This window comes from Streptomyces sp. SID13031 (genome assembly GCF_010548305.1).
Classification (GTDB): domain Bacteria; phylum Actinomycetota; class Actinomycetes; order Propionibacteriales; family Kribbellaceae; genus Kribbella.
In genome coordinates this window covers 109482-132353 of the sequence record NZ_JAAGLV010000011.1, presented here as the reverse complement: position 1 = coordinate 132353, position 22872 = coordinate 109482, and the positions used below count along the sequence as shown (strand labels likewise).

The window sequence follows — 22872 nt, the reverse complement described above, 5'->3', positions numbered from 1 at the left end:
CACTAGTCGGCACTGCCAACCATAGGCCGGGGATAGGCCGGGGATATCAGGCAGAGGCGACGAAGTGCGGGGCGTGGCGGGGGATGCTGCGGATGGCTCGGGTCAGGCCTGCTGCGACGGTCCGCAGGATGGCTGACCGAACCAGGCTGTCGAAGGCCAGTGGGACCAGCATGAGCTCGTCTGCTCCGGTACTGGCCGCCACGGACGCCAGTCCCCCGGCAACGCCAGACCGCGTACCCACGACGTACCCGGGCTCGTCCAGCAGCCGCTCGGCCTTGATCCGCTCGCGACCGGTGATCGGTGGCGCCAGCAACTCCAGGAGCTCAGCCAGCGTCGCCCGGTTGGCCGCAGTCTTCAGACGCGACTTCACCCGGACGTACTCGCCCAGTCGGGCTACTGCCTCCTCCTCGGTGTCCGCCGCAACCACACCCACGGTCACCCCGACGTACGGCTTCCCCGTCGGCCCTGTCGGCTCGAAGCTGTCCCGGTACGCCGCTACCGACGCCAGCGTGCAGACGGCAGCGCCATGATGTGCCAGGAAGAGCGGCAGCCCCCGTACTGCGGCCACCTGCGCGCCGGCCGGGTTGTCGGACATCACGAAGACGGGTGGCGGCAGTCCAGCCAGGGCGAGCCGTACGTCGCCCACCGGAGCACGCCCGGGCAGACCGTCACGCAGGAAGCGGCAGAGCTCGTCCAGCCGCTGGGGGAAGGTGTCCCACCCTTTCTCGGTCAGGCCGAGTGCAGCGGCGGTACTCGGCGCTACTGAGGGCGCCTTGCTGACACCAAGATCGATCCGGCTCGGGTACGCCGCCGCTAGCGCCGCGAACTGCTCTGCGACCACTAGCGGCCGGTGGTTGGTCAGGAGAACACTGCCCGAGCCCAACCGGATCCGGTCGGTCCTGGCGGCCAGAACAGCGGCCAACACCGCAGGGCTTGCGCCACCAGCACCCCGGACGCCATGCTGCTCTGCAACCCAGAACCGCCGGTACCCGAGATCGTCCGCAGCCTGAGCGACCTCGACGGTCTCCCGGAGCGCCGCCGCGGCGGACTGACCGGGCAGCTGCGGCACTACGTCGAGCACCGAGTGAGCTGAGACCGGGAGTCCGGGGGATGCGGGGCTGTACACCCGCTCACCGTCGCAGCCCGGCCGGCTTTCCACATGGGGGGTCGGCCCCCATGTTCTGGTCCGTTCCCACCCACGGACACCGGCTCCGCGACGGCGGGGAAATTGGGTAGGCAGAGCCCTTGCTGGTGGTTCCGGCGGTCCGGCATCGTTCACGGCGTCGGGAGTTCGACCACTACCCGGCACCACGGTTCCTGCGCCGAACGGCCTTCCACCAGAGGCTGTCCGGTACAGGCGATGCTGGACCGCGGGGCGATCTACCCCCAGTCGACGCCCCGCGGTACAGCACTCTCTTCTGCCCGTCACCAACTCGTTACCGCGCCCATACGGAATATGGGGGTTCCGTACCCATGGCAGGGCCTACCCCCCGATGGCACCCTGAGCGTGTGCTCAACTCCGCAACCGCCGGGACGTCCCGGACCGACCAGTCGACAGCCTGGTGGTCTGCCGGGATGGGCCCGCACGAGCTGGGCCTGCCGATGCCCGGCTGGGCGGAGTACATCGAACGCAGTACAGCCATGTCAGTCCCCCCGGCACCGGTGACAGGCGGTTGGCAGCAAGCGCTGGTCCGGTGCCTCGAACCACTGCTGGCCACTGCCCGGCAGGACCTCACCGCGGCGGAACAGGACGGCGTACTGGCCGAAGAGTTCCTCCAGCGGCTGGGACTGCGCCTGGTCCGGCTGGCGTCCCGAACGCTGGTACTGGAACTCGCCCGGGCCCGTAACCGTGGCGAGCTGGCCGGCGAGACGCCGGCCGAGCGTTTTCTCGACTTCACCCACCGGCTCGTCGGAGGGAGCGAGCTGGCGGACTTCCTGGCCGCATACCCGGTGCTGGCCCGGGTCCTGGGCGAGGCGTGCCGACAGGCGGTCGAGGGCCACATCGAGCTGCTGGCACGCCTCGCCGAGGACCGCGAGCAACTCATCACCGACCTCCTGTCAGGCACTGACCCGGGTCCCTTGCTGAGCATCGAGCCCGGGGGCGACTCCCACCGCGGCGGTCGCTCCACAGCCACCCTCACCTTCACCGACGGCCAACGCCTCATCTACAAGCCCCGGCCGCTCGACTTGCACGCACATTTCAACGACCTGATCCACTGGCTCAACAGCAAAACCGGTCTGGACCTCCAATCAGTCGACGTACTCCGCCGCCCCGGCTACGGCTGGCTCGAGTACATCGACCACACCCCCTGCCAGGACCTGGCAGAGGTCCGCCGCTTCTACCAGCGCCAGGGCGCCCTGCTGGCCTTGCTGTATGTCCTCGACGGCACGGACATGCACCACGAGAACCTGATCGCCCACGGCGACCAGCCAGTCATGGTCGACGTGGAAACCTTGTTCCACCCGAGCACCTTCCTCCAGGGAATGCCAGGCCACGACCCCGCTCACGCGGCCTTGCAGAGCTCGGTCTATCGAACCGCGCTGCTGCCCCTGCTCCTCACCGGGGAACACGGAATCGTGGACATCTCGGGTCTGGGCGGCGACTCCGGCGAGGTGTCTCCGATCAGCAAGGTCGACTGGGCGGACCCCGGTCTCGACACCATGCACATGGTCCGCGTTCCGACCACAACGCGGGGCAGCCAGAACCGCCCACTTCTCAATCGAGTGGCGATAGAGCCTCGCGACCACGAAGCGGCCTTGCTGGTGGGATTCCAGACCGGGTACGAGGCAATAGCCTGGAACCGCCACGAACTGGTCGGCCCGAAGGGGCTCCTTGCCGCCTGCCGGGACGACGAGATCCGCTACGTCCCCCGAGCGACTCAGACGTACGCGACGCTTCTCGACGAGGCGACGCATCCTGATGCCCTCCGCGCCGCCGACGGACGCAGCGAACTGCTCGACCTGCTCTGGGATGCCGATCCGGCGTTGCACCGACTGGTACCGACCGAGCTGGCCGACCTGTGGGCCGGTGACATCCCGTTGTTCGCTGCCCGGCCGGGCAGCCGTGATGTCTGGGGCTCCGACGGCACCCGGGTGCCAGAGTTCTTCACTCACGACGGACTTGCCGCCGTCGAGACCAAGATCGGCTTGCTGACCGAAATTGATCAGCATCGGCAGCAGTGGATCATCTCCGCCACTCTGGCCACCCGGCCCGAGCCGATCGTGCATGCCTGCAGTACCACCCGCACAGTGCAGGCAGCAGCAGCTGACCCGGAACAACTTCTCGCCGCGGCCACCGACATCGCTGACGAGATCATGGCCCGAGCCGTGGATGGCGGCGACGGCCGGGCGAACTGGCTGGGCCTGGAGCTACTCGACGACCACCACTGGTCGCTGATGCCGATGGGCGCCGGTCTGGCCACCGGCTACACCGGAGTTGCCCTTTTCCTGGCCCAGGTCGGGTCACTCACCGGCGCCGACAAATATCGCGAACTGGCCAGAGACGCCATCCGCCCGATCCCGGAGCTGTTGCGGACCCTCGTCTCTGTTCCTGATCTCGCGCAGCTCATCGGCCCTGGCTTCTACGGGTTGGGTGGCATCAGCTACGGCCTGAGCCGGCTTTCCTCGCTCCTCGATGATCCGGACCTCGACGGTTGGCTCACGACCTCGCTCGAGATCGCCGGCGGGCTCGCTCCCGACGCCGGCCAGTTCCCCAGCTATACCGAGGGCGCTGCCGGCGGGCTGGCCGCCCTCCGCGCGATCGACCACCCGGCGGCCGCGCAACTGGCGAGCCGCTATGCCGACGAACTGATCGAAGCTGTCGAGACCGGCCGGCGCAACGGGCCTGTGCCGCATGCCGGCTTCGCCGGCGGCTACCAGGGAGTCGCCTGGGCACTGGGCCAGTACGGAACGCCAGGCGACAGGTACAGCGAGGCGGCTTTCGTTGCCGCCGACATGGATCGGCCGGGCGACCCGGCGAACCCGGGCTGGTGCTCCGGCGAAGCCGGTACCACCCTGGCCAGGAGCATGGCGGGCGCTCACGTCGATCTCGACGCGTACCTGAAGGCCGCCACCGAACGTCCGATGCTCGCCGACATGAGTCTGTGTCACGGCGAGCTCGGCGCACTAGAGCCACTCCTGTGGCTCGAAGAACGCGATGACCCAGCCATGGAGGCGGTCCGACGTCGCCGGGCCGGGCTGGTACTCGCCGCACTGCAGCAGTACGGACCGCACTGCGGTACGCCAAGAGGGGTGACCTCGCCAGGTCTGCTGACCGGCCTGGCAGGCATCGGCTACGGGCTCCTGCGTCTCGGCTTCGGCCGGCGCGTCCCGTCAGTCCTGCTGCTCGAACCAAGTACCGATCCGAAGCGCCCATCACAGCGTTGACGACCGGCCGAACACCATCGACAGGGGAACCACCATGACCGCCCACAACCCACCAGACGAACCACAGGACCAGCCAACCAGTACCGACTCGTCCGGAGCCGATCCGCTGGGACCCATCAACCTCCCGAGCCGAAGCCGGATCGGCCGGCGGGCTTTCGCCCTCGTCGGCTACACCAGCACCCTGGCCGTCGGTCTGATGGTGTACACCGACTGTCCCATCACGACTTCGGTCAGCAAGCCGTAGGAGAGCATCGTGTCAACTCGTGAGAACCAGCCCGAAGACTTCACCGTCCCACCGGCCGAGCAGATCGAAGATCCCATCGGTCCGATGGGGATGCCCAAGCGAAGCTGGATCGGGGCCCGGGCTTTTGCCCTGGTCGGAGCTACCGGCGTCCTGTCGATCGGGCTCGTCGAGGTCACCGACCGTTGCATCACCACCACAGTCAGCGCTCCAGGCTAGGCAGCCGCCGCCGCCGGTTCGAGCCGCAAGCATACGTTTGAGCAGCATCTCGAACCGGCGGCAACCCCGCCGAACTCACTGCGCCGTCAGCAGACTCTGGATAGAGTTTGCAGCCATGCAGACCCATGCGCCCAAAGTGGTCGGCAGAGATGGGGAGATCGCGCGACTCGACCGGCTGATCACCGAAGCTCGTGACGGTCGCGGCAGTGCGATTTTCCTACTCGGTGAGCCCGGCATCGGAAAGAGCCGCCTGGGCGCGGTCGCCACCACGATGGCCGTCGGTCGTGGCATGGCGACGTTGCGTGGCCGGGTGGGAGCGATGGGCACGATGGTCGCCTTCAGACCGTTCACCGAGGCGTTCCTGTCCTTGATCCGGCGCGGTGGGATGCCCGATCCGATGGCGCTCGGCCCGTACCGCCAAGTCCTGGGCCGGCTGATCCCGGACTGGGACGAGGGCGAGTCCCACGAGGCAGGGATCTCCGCGATCGTTCTGGGCGAGGCGATCCTGCGACTGCTCGGACTGATCGCCGCCGACCGGGGTGCTCTGCTCGTGCTGGAGGATCTCCACGACGCCGACCCGGAGACACTCGCGGTGATCGAGTACCTGCTCGACAACCTCGAGGATCAACCGGTCGTCCTGCTGTGCACCTTGCGTGCCGAGCAGGGCTCCGGACTCGACCTTGCCCGGCTGGCGGATCAGCGCGGCACGGCCACGGCGATCGAGCTCCAGCGACTCGACCGCAAAGAGGTCAGTGAACTCGCCGCCGGCTACCTCGAGGTCAGCACCGACGGCGTGCCGGAGCAGTTGGTGGAGCGACTGTGGAAGGACAGCGCCGGGATCCCTTTCATCGTGGAGGAACTGCTGCAGGAAGCCGGCCGGACCGGGCAACTGCTCGCCGACCCCGACGGCACCGTTCGGCTCGTGGAGGGTTCGCACACCGCTGTTCCACCAGCCGTCATTCGCAGTATCAACAGCCGGACCAGCCGGCTCAGCTCCCAGTCCCGTGAGCTCCTTCTGCTCGCGGCCGTGATCGGCCACCGCTTTCCGCTCAGCGTGGTCCGGCAGGCCGGCGACGTCGACGAGCGGTTGCTGCTGGCAACGTTGCGAGCAGGTCTGGCCGCTCAACTGGTCGGGCCCGACGAGCCAGTACCGGACTGGTACGCCTTTCGGCATCCCTTGACCGCCGACGCGTTGCTGGCGGATCTGACGCCGACCGAGCGATCGAATCTGGCGATCCGGTGCGCGGACGCGATCGAACAACTCCATCCCGGCCTGCCCGGTGAATGGTGCCCGATGGCAGCCGAACTCACCCAGGGCGGTGGTGACCGGGTGCGGGCGGGCAGGCTGTTCGCCCAAGCGGGCCGGCGCACGTTCGAGGAAGGCTCGATGGCCTCCGCGGTCCACCTCCTGGACCGCGCCCGTACCCTGCTCGTCGACGATCCCGACCTCGACTACCGCGCCGAGGTTCTCAGCTCGCTGCTGCTCGCCGCCGGCGAGAACGGGCAGTTCGACCACCCTGCCGCCGAGTCCGCGGTGATCGAGCAACTGGAGAACCAGAATCTCGATCATCGCAAGGTCGCCGCACTGTACGTACGGCTCGCCGGGGTCGAGAATCTGGCCGGACGCTGGGCGTCCGCGTCGACGCATGTGGCGATCGCCCGATCCATCCTCGGAGATGCCGCGGCCGACGTCGATCTGGCTCCGGTCGACGCCATGGCTGCTCATCTGGAGCTGGCGAAGACCAGCCCCGGAAGGCTGAAGTCGGCAGCGGAATTCGCCACCAGGGCAGCGGCCGCGGCTGAACGCGCCAACCTTCCGAGCGTCGCCGTCGACGCCTGGCAACAGCTCGGCATGCTGGCCCGCCAGCACGACCTGGACCAGGCCGTCGACTACTTCCGCCGGGCCCGCCAAGTGGCCACCGAGAACAATCTCGCTCTCCAGCGAGTGATGTCGCACCTGTACCAGGCCGGCACGATCTGCCTGGCCGAAGGCGATGTCACCGAGCTGGACCACGCAAGGCAGCAGGCGCTCCAGATCGGCGCGATCCCGACGGCCTACGAGATCGACGGAGCCCTTGGCCTGCAGGCGATCCTACGATCCGAGTACACGAAAGCCGAGGAGATGATCGCGGCCTGCCTGGAAGTGACTCAACGACTCAAGCTCAGCCGGGGGGCACCGTACGAGCTGGTGACGATGGCCGTGCTGGCCGCTCATCAGGGCAGGCGTGCGGAAATGGAGAGCACGCTCGGCGAATTGGCTACCTGGGGCGAACGCGCCTCGCATGAACTGCCCTTGTCCTACGGCCTTGCGCGGACCTTCTGCGCGTTGCTCGAAGAGAACCGGGCTCTGGCCGACTCGGAGATGGCGCAGGCGCTCGCCTACGACGCGCAGAATCCGGCGGTCTTTCATATGGCGGGCAAGAACGGACTAGCGTTGCTGCTCGGCGTGCTCGCGGGCCGGAACGGTTGGCCGCACTTCGAGGCTGTGTCGGCGACAGCCGGGAGCAAGATGCGGTGGAATCGGCAGTTCGTGCAGTTGGCGCAGGCGGTACTGCTCGGGCGCGATGAGAAGACTGCCGAGGCGACTGCGGCCGTCGCCGCCGCCCTGGAGTCTTCAGAGCTTTACCCGATGGCCAGGTATCTCGGGCTTCGGTTGATTGCGGAGCCGGCGGCTGCCGACGGGTGGGGAGAACCAGTTGCCTGGCTTCGGCAGGCTGAGGATTACTTCCACAATGCCGAAGTACCGGCGGTGGCTAGTGCTTGCCGGAGTATGTTGCGGCAGTTGGGGGCCACCGTGTCGCAGCGGCGGACCGGGTCCGATCAGGTGCCGGCGAATCTGCGGCAGCTGGGGATCACCACGCGGGAGTTCGAGGTGGTGCAGTTGCTGGTGGACCGGATCGGGAACAAGTCGATCGCGTCCCGGTTGCACATCTCGCCGCGGACGGTGGAGAAGCACGTCGCGAGCCTGATGACCAAGACTCAGCAGCCGGATCGGGAGGCGCTGAGCAGCTTTGCGCGGACGGTGCTGCAAGACTGAAGTTGCAGGACTGATCCCGGGTCGCGTGCGTGTGCTGGGGCGCGGGACGACGTTCGGGTGATAGTTGTCGACTCACGGATTTCCAGGCGACCGCCCGCCCGCGAAGGTCCGGCGGCACGCGCGCAACTGGCCGGATAATTTATGAACGCTCGCTTTATATATAAGATGGGCGAGTGGCAGGCAAGGGGTCGGACATGAGCAAGGGAACGGTCGGCGGCGGCGGTACGACGATGCTGCGGCGGATCAACGTCGCCGCTGTGCTGGACGCGGTCCGCCGCTCGGCACCGGCACCACTGCGGGTCGCCGAACTGGTCGAACGCACCGGACTGGCCAGACCGACCGTCGCACAGGCGGTCGACGAGCTGCTGGATGCCGGCTGGCTGCAGCAGCACGGCCCTGATTCCGCGGACCGCTCGCTGGGTCGCCCGGCGATCCGGGTCTCCCTGCGCGGGCGCGCGGCGCCGGTGCTCGGGCTGGATGTCGGCCCGCACCGCGTCACCGTGGGCGTCTCCGACCTGGCCGGCCGCAAGCTCTCCCTGGTACGCCGGTCCGGCCCGGGCTGGACGGCCCAGGAGCTGCTCGGCGTCATCAGTGAGGTGATCACCGAGGCGCTCGCCGAGGCAGAGGTGCCCGCCGAGGACATCGCCGCCGCCGTCGCCGCCAGCCCCGGCATCGTCGACGAGCACACCGGCCGGGTCCAGCTGGTCCCGTCCGTACCGGGCTGGTCGGCCATCGACCTGACCAAGCACGTCCGCAGCCTGCTCGACTGCCCCGTCATGCTCGACAACGACGCCAACCTGGCTGCCCTGGCCATCGCCGCTGCCCGCGGTGGTACGGGCACGCTGCTCGCAATCCAGTGGGGTGAGCGACTCGGTGCCGGCATCGTGATCGACGGCCGCCTCCACCGCGGTACGGGCGCGGCTGGTGAGATCGGCTTCATCGCCACCGCACCGGACGACGTGATCAACCCCGAGGACAGCCGCGGCCCGCTGGAGCGCGCCGTCGGCTCCGAGGCCATCGCCGAGCTGGGCCGCCAGGCCGCGATCGCCAACCCCGACTCACGCCTCGCTGAGCTCGGTCGCGACCAGCTCGACACCGCCGACGTCTTCGCCGCCGCGGCCGAGCGCGACCCGGTCGCCCAGGCAGTCGTCCAGCAGGTCGCCCGCGACTTCGCCCGCGCGCTTGCGCCCGCTGTACTGGTCCTGGACCCCACTGCCGTGGTGATCGGTGGTGGTGTCGCGCGGGCCGGCGCCGTCCTCCTGGACGCCATCTCCGACCAGCTCCGGCTGCTGACCCTCAACCACCCGAAGCTGGAGCTCTCCGCCCTGGCCGAGGACGCCGTAGTCACCGGCGCCATGCGAATGGCCCTCGACGAGGTCTGGCAGCGCAAACTCCCGACCCCTGCGCTCACTACGCCGGCCTAGCTCAGGCGAGGCTGGTGACGGCCTTGGCGATGGCGTCGGGGCGGTCGAGGTGGACCAGGTGTGCTGAGTCGGGCAGTACTTCGACAGTGGCGTTGAGCTTGGCTGCCAGGGCTCGCTGACCGGCGAGCCAGCTGTTGGCGGTGAAGCGGGAGCTGCCGCCTGTCGCCACCAGGACCACCGTGGGTGGCATGACGGCCGGCGGAGACTCCAGCAGCCGCGCGACCTCGGCCGCGAGCGCCCAGCTACCGCTCAGCTCGTCCCAGAACAGCAACCACGACCCGGCCGCGGCGTACCGGGAGCGCGCCGTCGCCTTCGAGAGCCGGTCGTTGTTCCGCATGCTCCCGACGCGGATGAACACCCGTCGCGCCGCAGTACCGAGCAGGGCCGGTACGCCGATCCGCGCCAGCCCCCGTAGTACCGACCGGACCACCCGATCACCCCGGGTGCCCGGGTAGAGCCATCGCCAGCCGGTCTCCGAGGTGAGGCTGGAGTCGATCAGGACGAGCCGGTCGACCTCGTCGGGATGGGCGAGCGTCCATCGCAACGCCGCGAGGCCACCGATCGAGTGCCCGAGCAGCCCCACCGGCAGCGTCATCCCGCTCCGCAACTGCGAGACCGGCGCGGTCACCGGTGTGAGCCAGGGGTCGATCACCCGAAGCTCTCTGCCGGACAGCAGGGCGAGGACCTCGCCGAACTCCTCGGGAGCCTCGGCCAGCCCCGGCAGCAGAACCCAACTGGTACTCATCGGGTGAAAGCCTGCCTCAGACCGGGCAGCAATGTCGCCAGCATTAAGCAAACCAGTGCCACCGACACGCGTTGCAGGATCCCCGGCGGATGCAGATCGTTGCCGGTCAGGACCTCCAGGCCCGTCTCGATCCCCAGCCAGGCCTGCGTGACGGCGACGGCGGCGGCCAGCCCGGCGACCACACTGCCCCAGACGCCACCCCAGCCCGAGCGGCGCAGTACCAGGACGGCAAAGATGCCCAGGGCAACACTCCCGATCCCCGCGACGGTCGAGGTGACCTCGTGCAGCACCAGCGCCGTACCGCTCTGCCCGCTGTCCTCGGTCTCCCGGCAGAGCGCGCTCACCGATGGCGCACAGCTCATCGGCGACAGCGCGTCGAACAGCGTCCCGGCGCCGAACACGGCCGCGCTGATCAGCAGCCCGGCGACGTCGCGATGCATCCGCACGGCGGGCCGGCCGAGGATCGCCGCCAGCAGCAACAACACGCCGGCCCCGAGATCCATCGCCCGCGCGTACGAGCTCGTCGGCTGGTCCAGGGCGCCTAGCTCGCTGAGGAAGGAGTTGTGGACATCCAATGGATAACCGGCCAGGAACTCCAGGAAGAGGCTGCAGTAGAGCAGCCCTGCGGCCACCAGGACACCCCGCATCAGGCGATACGGAAACCGGGCGGGGACGGCCGTCATGGTCGAAAGAGTCGCACACGAAACCAAAGTCGCCTGCCGGGGATGCGATGATCGCTGGGTGTCATCGGAACAGGTCATCCCGAAGTGGCAGCAGCGGGCTGCCGGCTGGGTCGGGCGCATCGTCGTCTTCGCCTCGATCTGGTCGTTCCTCGCGATCCCGCTGCATCTGTTCGCACCCGCATATGTGAAGCGGGTCGACCAGGCCTTCGACTTCTTCGGCATCCCGGCCGGGCACACCTTCTTCTCGGCCGTCTACCTCGCCGTCATCGGCAGTGCGCTGCTGCGCGGCAAGCGGGCCGCGCTGCTGTGGGTGCTCTGGGTCTTCGAGGTGCTCTGGCTGCTCACCGCCGTCGCGGCGGTCGGCTTCGCCAGCATCCGGCTGGCCAATCCGCGCGACCAGGGCCTGATCGACGAGTTCGGCGAGGCCAAGCCGCAGGACCTGGAGATCGCCATCGCCCAGGTGGTCGTGGTGGCCGCGCTGGTGCTGCTGCTCTGGACGATCCGCGCCGCCTTCCCGGCCCGGCTGGCCCCCGGTACCAGGCGGCTCGCGGTCGGCGCGCTGATCGCCGGCCTGCTGATCTCGATCGCGGTCAGCATCAGCCTGACCCAGGCGTTCCCCCGGACGCTGACCGGGCAGAAGGAGAAGATCGGCTGGGCGCTGATCGCCGCGCTCGGCCAGAGCCGCAGCAAGATGGGCGCCGGCCACGAGGGGCACGGCTGGGTCGGCCTGACCGTCGGCGCGATCTCCGCCGCCTCGCTGGTGGTCGCCTTCGCGATCTTCCTCCGGTCGGTACAACGGGTCCGCTACCTCAGCCAGGCCGAGGAGCTCCAGGTCCGCCGATTGCTGCTCGAGTACGGCGAGCGCGACTCGCTCGGCTACTTCGCCACCCGGCGCGACAAGGCAGTGGTCTTCGCCCCCGACAACCAGGCCGCGATCGCGTATCGAGTGGTCAACGGCGTCAGTCTCGCCAGCGGCGACCCGATCGGGGATCCAGCGGCCTGGCCCGGCGCGATCCAGCGCTGGCTCGCCGAAGCCCAGAACTACGGCTGGTCCCCGGCCGTCCTGTCGGCCAGCGAGGAGGCAGCGCACGCGTACGTCGACGCCGGCCTGCGAGCGCTCGCGATGGGCGACGAGGCGATCATCGACGTCGCCGACTTCACCCTCGAAGGCCGGACCATGCGACCGGTCCGCCAGGCCGTCACCAGGGCCCAGCGAGCCGGGTACCACGCAGAAGTGGTGCGGCATGGCGATCTGTCCCCCGAGGCCCTCGCGGAGTACGTGCGGCTCGCCGAGAGGTGGCGGGGCGCGCAGACCGAGCGTGGCTTCTCGATGGCGCTCGGCCGGCTCGGCGATCCCGCCGACGCCCGCTGTGTGATGGTCATCGCGCGCGACTCCAACAACGCGGTACGGGGTCTGCTCGCCTTCGCTCCCTGGGGTGTGCGCGGGGTGTCGCTGGATCTGATGCGGCGCGATCCCGAGTCCGTGAACGGCCTGATGGAGTTCATGGTCAACGCGCTCGTCGAGGCGTGCGGCGATCTCGGCGTGCACCACATCTCACTGAACTTCGCGATGTTCCGGGAGATCTTCAGCGACGCCGAGCGCGTCGGCGCCGGTCCGGTGCTACGCCTCACCAACGCGCTGCTGACCGCCGCGTCGAGATTCTGGCAACTGGAGAGCCTGTACCAGTCCAACGAGAAGTATCTGCCGCGCTGGTCCCCCCGGTTGATCTGCTACTCCCGTGGCGCATCGCTGGCCCAGGTGCTGCTGGCCGCCGGCACTGCGGAGGGCTTCCTGCCCGCCCCGCGACCGTGGACCCGGGTCGACAGCGCGGAGACCGCCGAGCGGCACGCGATCATGACGGCCGACGGCGGACAGTTCGCGGCCGCCGTCCGGGAGCAGGAGCAAGAGCTGCTGCGGCCGGTCCTGCCGGATCGCAAACTCACCGAGCAGGAGCAGATCCGGCGCGCCAAGCTCGACGAACTCGTTGCCAAGGGCATCGATCCGTACCCGGTCTCGGTACCGCGAACCGAAACCCTGGAACGGATCCGCGCCCTCCACCAGAACCTGCCACCCGATCACCACACCGGCCACGAGGTCTCGGTCACCGGCCGGGTGATGCGGATGCGCAACCACGGCGCGCTGTCTTTCGCCTTGCTGCAGGACGGTTTGTCCAGCCTGCAGGTGATGATGTCGGCCGGCAGCACGGGCGCCGAGGCGGTCGAGAACTGGCGCCGCCTGGTCGACATCGGCGATCACGTCAGCATCACCGGCGAGGTCGTCACCAGCCGCCGGGGCGAGTTGTCGATCGCGGCGACCGAGTGGCTGATGGCGGCCAAGTGCCTGCATCCCTTACCTGACAAGCGAAAGGGCTTCACCGACCCGGAGGCGCGGGTCCGCCAGCGGCACCTCGACCTGGTGATGAATCCCGACTCGCTGCAGATGATGCAGCACCGCAGCGCCGCGGTCCGGGCGATGCGGAACGGGTTCGAGTCACGGGGATTCATCGAGGTCGAGACGCCGATGCTGCAGGCGGTGCACGGTGGCGCCAACGCGCGGCCGTTCGTCACCCACATCAACGCCTACGACACCGACTTGTTCATGAGGATCGCGCCCGAGCTGTACCTCAAGCGGCTCAGCGTCGGCGGGATGGGCAAGGTCTTCGAGCTGAACCGCAACTTCCGCAACGAGGGCGCCGACGCGACGCACAACCCGGAGTTCACCTCGGTCGAGGCCTACCAGCCGTACGCCGACTACAACGTGATGCGCGAGCTCACCCGCGAACTGCTGATCGAGGCCGCGACCGCGGTGTTCGGCAAGCCCGTGGTGCAACGGGCCGACGGCGAGATCGACATCTCCGGCGAGTGGCCGGTGATCACCGTGCACGACGCGGTCGGCCGCGCCACCGGCGTACCGATCGACTCCGGTACCCCGATCGAACGTTTGCGTGAATTGTGCGCCGAGCACGGTGTCCATGCCGGCTTCGACTTGTCGCCCGGCGAGCTGGTGCTGGAGCTGTACGACGAGCTGGTCGAGCCGACGACCACCGTGCCGACCTTCTACACCGACTTCCCGTTGGAGACGTCGCCGCTGACGCGCACCCACCGGACCGACCCGCGACTGGCCGAACGCTGGGACCTGGTCGCCTTCGGAGCAGAGATCGGTACGGCGTACTCGGAGCTGATCGACCCCGTCGAGCAACGGCGACGGCTCACCGAGCAGTCGCTCAAGGCGGCCGCCGGCGACCCCGAAGCGATGTCGCTGGACGAGGACTTCCTCAGCGCACTGGAGTACGCGATGCCCCCGACGGGCGGTCTCGGCATCGGCGTCGACCGGGTGATGATGATGCTCACCGGCCAGAACATCCGCGCCACCCTCGCCTTCCCGTTCGTCCGGCCGGCCCCGCGCAACTGACCTTCACCCATCGATCCGGATCCCGGATCGATGGGAACCGGTGCGGGAGGTTCCGCGTCTGACACGAAGCGGTCAATGGGCTCGCGGGGACCCTCCTTGCCGCATAGGGTTCTTACAAGGGGATAAATCTCGAGACCTGGGGGGCTTTCATGCGCCGAAGTCTGTCCATTTCCGCCGCTGTCGTCGCACTGGCACTGGTGGCCGGATGCGGTGGGTCGGACGGCAAGAAGACGTTGTCGAGTACGGACCCGACGACCACTGCGCCCACCACGGCGCCGACGTCGGATCCGACCTTCGATCCAACGCCAACGCCTACGCCGACTCCCACACCGACAGCACCGGCCGGGCCGCTGACCCAGGCGCAGTACCAGACGGCGCTGATCCGGCTCGACCAGCGGCTCGCGGGCGATATCAACGCCCTGGGGACGGTCAAGACCGAGGACAGCCTGAACGCGGCGATGGAGAACCTGACCCAGACGCTGACCGCCGAGTCGATCGCACTCGGATCGTTGAAGCCGCCGGCTCGTGCCGTCGTCGCCAACCGCGTTCTGCAGTTGCGGTTGAAGGCCGCAGCGGCCAATCTGGCGGCGGGGGACACCGACGACGTCGGTTGCGGCGGGCTCGCGTACGTCTCCCAGTCGTTGCAGCGCCAGCTCAACACCACGCTGAGCGTCGCCGTCGCCCAGTTGCGGTCCCTCGGGCTGATCGTCGGCCGGACACTGCCCGACGTCGGCCCCGAGGCGGCCGACACCCGCCCGTCGAACGGCGACATCCTGGTCCGGAACGCGCCCAGCGGTCCGGCCACGCTGCTGATCAAGAACGGCAAGTCCTCCGACGTCGCCATCGCGATCGTCAACACCGGGAAGTCACCGAGCAAGCCGCAGGTGCTGGTCTACGTCCAGGCCAAGAAGACGACCAAGGTCTACCGGATCGGTGGCACCTACGAGCTGTACTTCAAGACCGGCAAGGCCTGGAACCCGAAGCGGCGCCAGTTCAGCTCCGACTGCGCGTTCTCGAAGTTCGACTCGTCCTTCGCCAAGAACAAGGCCTGGGAGATCGAGCTGCAGGCGACCGTCGGCAACGTGACGGCGAGCAACGTCGACCCGTTCTAGCCGGCCGGGGAAACTTCACAGCTATGTGACATCGACCATGTCACGATGACAGGGCTCCACCTCGGGGTCACCATGAGTTCATGAGCGCTACTGCGACCGTGACCGTGGCCGGTGTTCCCGGGGTGGAGATCGCCTACGACCGCAAGGGCGCCGGCACGCCGCTGCTGCTCCTGCACGGCATCGGTCACCACCGGCAGGCGTTCGACCCGGTGATCGGGCAGCTGGCCGAGTCGCGCGACGTGATCGCGCTCGACTTCCCCGGTTTCGGCGAGTCTCCCGACGTACCAGCCGGGATCCCCGATGAGCTCGACTCCTTCGCACTCGCGGTCGAGGCGTTCTGTACTGCGCTCGACCTCGGCAAACCCGATGTCGTGGGCAACTCGATGGGCGGCCTGGTCGCCCTCCGCCTCGGCCAACTCGGCTCGGTGCGCTCCGTCACCGCCTTGTCCCCCGCGGGCTTCTGGACTCCCCGCGAGCGCACCTGGGCCCTCAACGTCCTGGTCAACATGCGCCGGGTCGCCCAACACACCCCCGACTCGACCATCCGCCGAATGGCCCGTACTACGTCCGGCCGGCGCGTGATGACGGGCATGATCTACCACCGCCCGGCCCAACGCAGCCCCGAAGCCGTAGTCGCCGAAACCCTCGCCATGCGCGCCTCAACGGCCTTCGACCGAGTAGTCCGGCTGGGCAAGTCAGGAGTGAGTTTCGACGGCGACGTACCGGACGTCCCGGTCACGATCGCCTGGGGCACCCACGACCGCATCCTCCTCCCCCGCCAGGCAGCCCGAGCCCACCTTCAACTCCCCGGCGCAAGGATGATCCCGCTCTACGGCTGCGGCCACGTCCCGATGAACGACGACTCGGCGCTGGTGGCCAGAACCATCCTCAACGGCTCAGCGTGACCGACTCGCGGGGACCTGCAGGCTGCCGTACCGCTCCATCCGCTGCCAGCGCAGTCGTGACCCGGCCAGCGCGGTGACGACCGACTGGATGACGACGAGGTACATCAGCTGCCGGTAGACGAACTGCTGCAGTGGCAGCGTCCACAACGGGCCGATCGGCTCCCGATCGAGCCGGAAGGCGTACAGACTCGTCAACGCCTGCAGGGAGACGAAGGCTACCCAGAGGACCGCGACGCGCACCGGGTCGAGGAAGATCAGGCCGTACAGCGCGAACACGTCGACGACCGGCGCGAGCAACGGCAGCAGGACCTGGAAAGCCAGCAGGAAACCGAGACCACGGCGGCCGAACCGGCCGGCCGAGCCGCGCTGCACCAGGGCGCCCCGATGTTTCCACATTGCCTGCAGTGTGCCGTAACACCACCGATAACGCTGCCGCCAAAGGGATCCCAGCGAACTGGGCGCCTCGGTCCAGGCCTTCGCGCGCTCCTCGTAGACGATCCGCCAGCCACCCCGCCACAGCGCCATCGTCAGGTCCGTGTCCTCGGCCAAGGTGTCGTCAGTGACCCCGCCGACCTGCAGCAACGCGCTCCGCCGGAAGGCTCCGATCGCTCCTGGCACGGTCGGCATGCACCGGGCCAGGTCGAACAACCTCCGGTCGAGGTTGAAGCCGACGACGTACTCGATGTGCTGCCAGCGTCCCAGCACTCCTTCCCGGTTGCCCACCTTCGCGTTGCCGGACACCGCGCCCATCCCCGAGTCGGCGAACGGCTGGACGAGCAGCCGGACCGCGTCGGGTTCGAAGACCGTGTCACCGTCGACCATCACCACCAGTTCGTGCGAGGCCTCCTGGATCCCTCTCGTGAGGGCGGCAGGCTTCCCCCCGTTCTCCTGCCGGATCACTCGTACTCCGGGCAGCCCCAGCGACTCGACCAGGTCGGCCGTGCCGTCGGTCGAACCGTCGTCGATCACGATCACTTCGACCGGATGATCGGAAGCCACCAGCGACCGGACAGCTGCCTCGATCCCCGCGCTCTCGTTGTAGGCGGGTACGACGACGGTGACCGGCTCAGTGACCGGATCCAGCCAGGCCTTTGATCTGGTGCTGGAATGCCTGCGTGCGGCCACGACCGTTGCCACGGCCCGGAGCAGACTCAGACCGCCGGCCAGGTACAGCAGCCAGGTGAGTACGAGCAGGACGGTGTCGCTGAGCTTGATCGCGCCGATCATCCCCAGGCCCCGCAGCCGCTCGCTGAGCGTGGCCTTCCGGACCGGCTGCGGAATCCCGACCGTGTCACTGACCGTCTGGAAGCGGAAGCCGCGTGCCTTCAGTTCGGGAATCAGCACCGCCAGGGCAGCCACAGTCTGGCTCCGGTCGCCGCCGGCGTCATGGACGAGCAGGATCTGTCCGGCGTCGCCCGCCGGTCGCGAACTGGCGAGGATCCGGTCGACTCCCAACCGGCGCCAGTCCTCACTGTCCTGAGTGGTCAGCACAGTGAGGTAGCCGAGCTCCCGCGCGTACCTGATCCCCGACCAGTCCTCGTCGGCGACGGCCTCGGCCTTGGACGAGTACGGCGGCCGCAGCAGCGGCGTACTCACTCCGGCGGCTCCGGCCAGGATCAGCTGACTCTGCCGCAGCTCGAAGGAGCGACGCCAGTCGGGTAGTGCGGCGAGATCCGCGTGGGTGAAGGTGTGCAGGCCGAGTTGGTGGCCTTCGGCATTGATCCGCCGGGTCAGCTCCTGGTTGTCGACGACCTGGACACCGACGACGAAGAAGGTCGCCTTGGCATCATGTTGCTGGAGCAGGTCGAGGATCAGTGGCGTCCAGACCGGGTCCGGGCCGTCGTCGAAGGTCAGCGCGATCGTCTTCGGCTTCGGCGCGGCGGTGTGGATCTCGGCTCCGCTGGCGTCGATGACCGGCCCGCCGCGGCTGACCTCATCGGGTACCTTCGCGTACGACGTGCGGTCCGGCGGCTCGGCGTCCGGCGCAGTACCGAACAGGTGCTGGGTATAGCCATGCAACAAGAGTGCGGCGACCAGGCACACCAAGCAGACCGTGAGGACGATCCAGTGAGTCCGCAGCGGTACGTCTCTGGCGCTCCGCCGAGTCACCTGCCCAGGCCCAGCAGCCCTCCGACCCCGTCAAGCAGGTCCACCACCGGCGCGAGCACCGGCGTCACCACCGCGATCACCGGGTCGACCACCGGCGCGAGCGGCCGGGCAGCAGGTGCCGGGGTGCTCGGTACGGCAGGTTTGGGCGGGGCGGGCTTGGGCGGGGCCGGCTTGGGCGCGGCTGACTTGGGCGGAGCCGGCTTGGGCCGATCGGGCGTCGAGGTCGGCACGACCGGTTGCTTGGCCGGTTGCTGGACTGTCGCGGATGGCTCCGGGACGACGACCTGGGCAGGCTTGGCCTTGGCGGGCACCCGTACCACGGCCTGCGGCTCGGCCTCGCCTGTCACCACGGCAGCGGTCCCTTTGGTCTTCGGCTGCACAGCGTCGTCCACAGCCGTCCGTTCTGCTTGCCCCGTCCGCACTACCTCCGGCTGCTGTCCTGGCTTGTCGATGCGGCTTTCCGGAATGGCCGCCGTCTCCGCCTGAGAGCCGGACGACGCCTTGTCTGCGGCGGCCGGCGGAAGCAGCGGGGTGTCGATCGTCGGCCCACCCAGCACGCTGCTCACCATCAACAACAGATACGCGGACGTCGGAGCCACCACAACCACACCGGCCCGGCGGAGCCGGCGGCTTCGCCTGCCAGTGGGATCGACGAACACGGGTTCCCTGAAGAACGGTTTCACGATTTCCCCCATCAAGCCTCGAATTCGGAGGCTACGCGCTTCACCTCATTTCAAACAGACCGTGGAATGTTGTTCACCGAAAGATCGTCCGGCCGGCACAAAGATCGCCAAATCCGGCAACACCGAGTCACCATGACGCCCCGATGAGCAACGGCGCCCTCCGTGTGAGGATCAAAGATCGTCAGGATCTCGGTACCGACCTCCGGCACCTGGAACCTCAGCCGCCGGATCTGCGAGGTGTCGGCGACCGCTAACCACGAGTGGTCAGGTGAGGGATTGCAGGCCGATCACCGAGAGGAGGCGGAGTTTTTCGGCGGCTTCGGAATCGGGTGGGGCTGTGTAGACGACCAGGCGGAGGTCGCTGCCGGGGGCCGTGAGGATGTCGCAGTCGAGGAGCATCGGGCCCAGTTCCGGGTGGTTGATCGTTTTGGTGTTGGACTCGTGGAAGCCGACCACGTGGTCGTCCCAGAGGCCGGCGAAGCGGGCGCTGCAGGTGCGGAGCTCCTGGATCAGGGCGCGGAGGTCGGCGTCGTTCGGGTAGCGCGCGGTGGCCGCGCGGAGATCGGTGACCATCGCCCGGGTGAAAGCAGCCGCCTGCTCAGGGGTCTGCGCCACCCGGCCAGGACGAACAAATGGTCGCGCTCGGCGTCGCTCAGCCGCAACGCCCGGGCCAGCGCCGTCAACACCTGGACAGACGGCGCGGACGACCGGCCCTGCTCGAGCCGGAGGATGTAGTCCACCGACAACCCGGCAAGCTGGGCCAGCTCTTCCCGACGGAGCCCAGGCGCTCGTCGCCGGGCGCCTGCGGGCAGGCCCGTGGTGAGCTGGACCCGATGAACAACGACGCCGACCTGACCGCACTAAGCGATCCGGTCATCACCTTGCCCGGGCTGGGCCACAATGCGCACGTCGAGGATCCGTCAGCACTCGATCACGTTCACGGCCAGGCCGCCTCGTGACGTCTCCTTGTACTTGACCTTCATGTCGGCGCCGGTCTCGCGCATCGTCTTGATCACCTTGTCGAGCGAGACGACGTGCACCCCGTCGCCGTGCATCGCCATCCGGGCCGCGTTGATCGCCTTCATCGACGCCATCGCGTTGCGCTCGATACAGGGGATCTGGACCAGCCCGCCGACCGGGTCGCAGGTCAGCCCGAGGTTGTGTTCCATCGCGATCTCGGCCGCGTTCTCCACCTGCTCGGGTGTGCCGCCCAGTACTTCGCACAGCCCCGCGGCCGCCATCGAGCAGGCCGAACCGACCTCGCCCTGGCAGCCGACCTCGGCGCCGGAGATGGACGCGTTCTCCTTGTACAGAACGCCGATCGCCGCGGCCGCGAGCAGGAACCGGACCACGCCGTCCTCCGTTGCCCCCGGCACGAATCGGCGGTAGTAGTGCAGTACCGCCGGAATGATGCCCGCGGCACCATTCGTCGGGGCGGTGACGATCCGGCCGCCGGACGCGTTCTGCTCGTTCACCGCGAGCGCGAACAGGTTGACCCAGTCCATCACTTTCAGCGGATCCACCGACCACTTGTCGTTGCTCAGCTTGCGGTGCAGCGCGTGCGCCCGGCGCGGCACCTTCAGCCCGCCCGGCAGCGTGCCCTCGGTCTCGCAACCCTCGTCGACGCAGTCCTGCATCACCTGCCAGATGTGCAGCAGGCCCTCGCGGATCTCGGGCTCGGTCCGCCAGGCCAGCTCGTTGGCGAGCATCACCTCGCTGATCGGCAGCCCCGACTCGCGGCACCGGTCGAGCAGCGCGTTACCGGAGAGGAACGGGTACTTGAGCGGTGTCCGGTCCGCGACGATCCGATCGCCGGCCGCGGCGTTCTCGTCGACGACGAAACCGCCACCGACCGAGTAGTAGGTACGCTCCCGCAGTACTGCGCCGTCGGCCGAGCGGGCCAGGAAGGTCATCCCGTTCGGGTGGTACGGCAGCGCTTTGCGCCGGTGCATGATGAGCTGGCTGTTCTCGTCGAAGACGATCTCGTGCTGCCCGGCCAGCCGTAGCCGGCCCGCCTCGCGGACCGCGGCGACCCGGCTCTCGACCGTGCGGGTGTCGACCGTCTCCGGGTCCTCACCCTCCAGACCGAGGATGACCGCCTTGTTGCTGCCGTGCCCGTGGCCGGTGGCCCCGAGCGACCCGAACAGCTGCGACTCCACGGCCGCAGTACGGTCGAGCAAGCCGTCGTCGGCCAGGCCGAGAGCGAAGGTGCGGGCGGCTCGCATCGGTCCCACGGTGTGGGAACTCGACGGGCCGATCCCGATACTGAACAGGTCGAAAACGCTGATCGCCATGCTGGAGGCCTCCTGGTCGTCACTGACCGATTGGTATGCCTCCCCGCTCTGTCAGGCAGTGTGCCTTCCAGAGGTGCCTCGCCCGTACGGTGAAGGTGCCTGAGAGATTCTTGGGGAGAGTTGCTCCTACGGCGCCCGGGTCAGGCCCGGGTCTCTCCCGCACGGGTTCATGCGGCTGCTGCTTTCATCACTCGCCGCGACGGTACGGCGGACCGACGGCGCGCGTCAATCCGGTAGCGGGTGAACTCAGGACAGCCGGTTGGTGCGCTGGGCCCAAAGCTCGAAGAACCAGGTGAACAGCGGGGGGATGCTGGCCGCGAGCGCCGCCAGCGTGACCGGGATGCTCCAGCGCAGCGGTTTGCGGACCGCGAGGACGGTGATCACGTAGCTGATGAAGATCGCGCCGTGCACCGGGCCGAAGATCTTCACGCCGATCTCGTTGTCGGACAGCACGTACTTGAACAGCATCCCGATCAGCAGGCCGGTCCAGGACAGCGCCTCGGCGATCGCCACCACGCGGAACACCGTCGCGTGCTTCGATCCGGCGGGAGCGTCTACGGCGGTCGTCGTCTCAGTCATCAGGCCACCGACCCTAACAAGTCCCCCAAAGGGACGCCGCAGTACAGCCGACCGGCTGAATCAGACGCGGACGAGGCGGGCTTCCTGGACGCGGGTCAGGGAGTCGGCTTCCAGCACCTCGCCGGACAGCTCGAGGAGCTGGGCGCAGGCGAGCTCGAGAGCTTCGGACTGGCTTCCGCAGCGATCGACGAACCAGTAGGGATCGTCGGGCTGCGGATCGTCCGTGTCGTCGATATCGGCGTACCAGTGGTGCTCTCCGGCGCACGCGCAGTGCACTACCCGCACTCGCAGGTTCATCACGTAAATCCCCCCGTGCAATCAAAACCATGGGATCCCCCCCGGGTTCCCACTCGGGGCCAGCTCGGCCGGTGCGTAGCCGCGGCCCCCCACTGCCACGCACCAGGCCGAGATTGACCCTCCCCCGCTCCTTACATCGTGCTGGAGGGCCCGGCGTTACCGCAGGTGACCAAATTATTTTAAGTGATTGCTTGACTACGGACGGTCGTCGGGTTCACCACGCTCTGCGAGAACATCAGCAGCACGAACCAGACGACCGCGACGAAGGCCAGCCCGAGCGACAAGAAGGCCAACAGCCCGACGACACCCCCGACCGGATCGCCACCACCCATCACGATGGCCTGCCGCGGCCCGATGAGAAGGCTCACCACGACCGAGACCGCCTCCGTACCGCGCAACCACCGCGCCCGGCTCTCCAGCGACCGGTCGCCGGCCTGGTCGGCCACCCGCATCAGGCCGGTACAGGTCAGGATGATCACCGCTCCACCCACGAAGATGAGCAGCGCCAACCGGGCCTCACCGCCGACGAAGGCGGGGCCGCCGAACAACGGCAACAGCTCAGGGATCGACGCGACCGCGCCGACAAAGGCGAACCCCGTCGCCACCCGGAAGGCGTTGTCGAGTCGCCAGATCCGGCGCAGCCCGACGTACAGCATGATCCAGCCGGCCAGGTCGACGATCAGATCGACGCCCTGGTAGTGGAAGTCCAGCAGGATGACCAGGACTCCCCAGCCGATCAGCTTCAT

General features: G+C 68.4%; 17 protein-coding genes, 1 pseudogene and 1 riboswitch. Of the genes and pseudogenes, 8 read left to right on the top strand and 10 right to left on the bottom strand.

Annotated features, from left to right (window positions below):
• Positions 1 to 46: 46 nt before the first annotated feature.
• Entirely contained in the window at positions 47 to 1081 is a 1035-nt protein-coding gene (locus G3I17_RS22470; RefSeq protein WP_203590602.1) for an MsnO8 family LLM class oxidoreductase, read from the bottom strand.
• 428 nt (positions 1082 to 1509) lie between these two features.
• Between G3I17_RS22470 and G3I17_RS22465 the strand changes: the two genes are divergently transcribed.
• The 5 genes from G3I17_RS22465 (at position 1510) to G3I17_RS22445 (ending at position 9307) form a co-directional block, all read left to right on the top strand.
• Positions 1510 to 4386 (top strand): type 2 lanthipeptide synthetase LanM family protein, encoded by a 2877-nt coding sequence (locus tag G3I17_RS22465; protein WP_164599430.1) that lies wholly within the window; start codon positions 1510 to 1512, stop codon positions 4384 to 4386.
• A 34-nt stretch (positions 4387 to 4420) separates the two neighbouring features.
• The gene (locus tag G3I17_RS22460) at positions 4421 to 4630 is read left to right on the top strand and encodes a hypothetical protein (RefSeq protein WP_164599428.1); all 210 of its coding nucleotides are present in this window, start codon (positions 4421 to 4423) and stop codon (positions 4628 to 4630) included.
• A 9-nt stretch (positions 4631 to 4639) separates the two neighbouring features.
• Positions 4640 to 4846 carry a hypothetical protein gene (locus G3I17_RS22455; protein ID WP_164599426.1) on the top strand — a complete coding sequence of 69 codons (207 nt, stop codon included), beginning with the start codon at positions 4640 to 4642 and terminating at the stop codon, positions 4844 to 4846.
• Positions 4847 to 4961: 115 nt separating this feature from the next.
• Complete coding sequence (locus G3I17_RS22450; RefSeq protein ID WP_164599424.1) at positions 4962 to 7883, top strand: AAA family ATPase; 2922 nt, start codon at positions 4962 to 4964, stop codon at positions 7881 to 7883.
• Between the two features lie 194 nt (positions 7884 to 8077).
• Positions 8078 to 9307 (top strand): ROK family transcriptional regulator, encoded by a 1230-nt coding sequence (locus G3I17_RS22445; RefSeq protein WP_203590601.1) that lies wholly within the window; start codon positions 8078 to 8080, stop codon positions 9305 to 9307.
• Between the two features lies 1 nt (position 9308).
• On the opposite strand, the gene G3I17_RS22440 is transcribed toward G3I17_RS22445, so the two are convergent.
• Entirely contained in the window at positions 9309 to 10052 is a 744-nt protein-coding gene (locus G3I17_RS22440) for an alpha/beta hydrolase (protein ID WP_164599420.1), read from the bottom strand.
• Positions 10049 to 10735: a DUF998 domain-containing protein gene (locus G3I17_RS22435; protein ID WP_164599418.1), complete on the bottom strand. Its 687-nt coding sequence runs from the start codon at positions 10733 to 10735 to the stop codon at positions 10049 to 10051. The genes G3I17_RS22440 and G3I17_RS22435 overlap by 4 nt, the downstream gene beginning before the upstream one ends.
• 58 nt (positions 10736 to 10793) lie before the next feature.
• On the opposite strand from G3I17_RS22435, the gene lysX reads away from it, so the two are divergent.
• The 3 genes from lysX (at position 10794) to G3I17_RS22420 (ending at position 16164) form a co-directional block, all read left to right on the top strand.
• Positions 10794 to 14147 carry a bifunctional lysylphosphatidylglycerol synthetase/lysine--tRNA ligase LysX gene (gene lysX / locus G3I17_RS22430; RefSeq protein ID WP_164599416.1) on the top strand — a complete coding sequence of 1118 codons (3354 nt, stop codon included), beginning with the start codon at positions 10794 to 10796 and terminating at the stop codon, positions 14145 to 14147.
• A 149-nt stretch (positions 14148 to 14296) separates the two neighbouring features.
• The gene (locus tag G3I17_RS22425) at positions 14297 to 15259 is read left to right on the top strand and encodes a hypothetical protein (protein WP_164599414.1); all 963 of its coding nucleotides are present in this window, start codon (positions 14297 to 14299) and stop codon (positions 15257 to 15259) included.
• Between the two features lie 80 nt (positions 15260 to 15339).
• On the top strand, positions 15340 to 16164 hold the full coding sequence (locus tag G3I17_RS22420) for an alpha/beta fold hydrolase (protein ID WP_164599412.1): 825 nt from the start codon (positions 15340 to 15342) through the stop codon (positions 16162 to 16164).
• On the opposite strand, the gene G3I17_RS22415 is transcribed toward G3I17_RS22420, so the two are convergent.
• From G3I17_RS22415 to G3I17_RS22380, 7 genes and pseudogenes are all read right to left on the bottom strand, one after another.
• Positions 16156 to 18273 (bottom strand): bifunctional polysaccharide deacetylase/glycosyltransferase family 2 protein, encoded by a 2118-nt coding sequence (locus tag G3I17_RS22415; protein ID WP_343238378.1) that lies wholly within the window; start codon positions 18271 to 18273, stop codon positions 16156 to 16158. The genes G3I17_RS22420 and G3I17_RS22415 overlap by 9 nt on opposite strands.
• Positions 18270 to 18872, bottom strand: coding sequence for a hypothetical protein (locus G3I17_RS22410; RefSeq protein ID WP_164599409.1), 603 nt, complete (start codon positions 18870 to 18872; stop codon positions 18270 to 18272). Before G3I17_RS22410 ends, G3I17_RS22415 begins: the two co-directional genes overlap by 4 nt.
• 348 nt (positions 18873 to 19220) lie before the next feature.
• Positions 19221 to 19768, bottom strand: a pseudogene (locus tag G3I17_RS22405) (helix-turn-helix transcriptional regulator).
• Positions 19769 to 19876: 108 nt separating this feature from the next.
• Complete coding sequence (locus tag G3I17_RS22395; RefSeq protein ID WP_164599407.1) at positions 19877 to 21250, bottom strand: L-serine ammonia-lyase; 1374 nt, start codon at positions 21248 to 21250, stop codon at positions 19877 to 19879.
• Between the two features lie 77 nt (positions 21251 to 21327).
• Positions 21328 to 21420: riboswitch (glycine riboswitch) on the bottom strand.
• Between the two features lie 76 nt (positions 21421 to 21496).
• On the bottom strand, positions 21497 to 21829 hold the full coding sequence (locus tag G3I17_RS22390) for a DUF3817 domain-containing protein (protein ID WP_164599405.1): 333 nt from the start codon (positions 21827 to 21829) through the stop codon (positions 21497 to 21499).
• 60 nt (positions 21830 to 21889) lie between these two features.
• Positions 21890 to 22126, bottom strand: a complete 237-nt coding sequence (locus tag G3I17_RS22385) for a hypothetical protein (protein WP_164599403.1) — start codon at positions 22124 to 22126, stop codon at positions 21890 to 21892.
• Positions 22127 to 22305: 179 nt separating this feature from the next.
• Complete coding sequence (locus G3I17_RS22380) at positions 22306 to 22872, bottom strand: hypothetical protein (RefSeq protein WP_164599401.1); 567 nt, start codon at positions 22870 to 22872, stop codon at positions 22306 to 22308.

What these genes read in the sequence shown, in the direction of transcription:
- G3I17_RS22460 (WP_164599428.1), top strand. Translation starts at nt 4,421, where the DNA reads ATGACCGCCCACAACCCACCAGACGAACCACAGGACCAGCCAACCAGT.
- G3I17_RS22450 (WP_164599424.1), top strand. Translation starts at nt 4,962, where the DNA reads ATGCAGACCCATGCGCCCAAAGTGGTCGGCAGAGATGGGGAGATCGCG.
- G3I17_RS22445 (WP_203590601.1), top strand. Translation starts at nt 8,078, where the DNA reads ATGAGCAAGGGAACGGTCGGCGGCGGCGGTACGACGATGCTGCGGCGG.
- G3I17_RS22440 (WP_164599420.1), bottom strand. Translation starts at nt 10,052, where the DNA reads ATGAGTACCAGTTGGGTTCTGCTGCCGGGGCTGGCCGAGGCTCCCGAG.
- G3I17_RS22435 (WP_164599418.1), bottom strand. Translation starts at nt 10,735, where the DNA reads ATGACGGCCGTCCCCGCCCGGTTTCCGTATCGCCTGATGCGGGGTGTC.
- G3I17_RS22425 (WP_164599414.1), top strand. Translation starts at nt 14,297, where the DNA reads ATGCGCCGAAGTCTGTCCATTTCCGCCGCTGTCGTCGCACTGGCACTG.
- G3I17_RS22420 (WP_164599412.1), top strand. Translation starts at nt 15,340, where the DNA reads ATGAGCGCTACTGCGACCGTGACCGTGGCCGGTGTTCCCGGGGTGGAG.
- G3I17_RS22395 (WP_164599407.1), bottom strand. Translation starts at nt 21,250, where the DNA reads ATGGCGATCAGCGTTTTCGACCTGTTCAGTATCGGGATCGGCCCGTCG.
- G3I17_RS22390 (WP_164599405.1), bottom strand. Translation starts at nt 21,829, where the DNA reads ATGACTGAGACGACGACCGCCGTAGACGCTCCCGCCGGATCGAAGCAC.
- G3I17_RS22385 (WP_164599403.1), bottom strand. Translation starts at nt 22,126, where the DNA reads ATGAACCTGCGAGTGCGGGTAGTGCACTGCGCGTGCGCCGGAGAGCAC.
- G3I17_RS22380 (WP_164599401.1), bottom strand. Translation starts at nt 22,872, where the DNA reads ATGAAGCTGATCGGCTGGGGAGTCCTGGTCATCCTGCTGGACTTCCAC.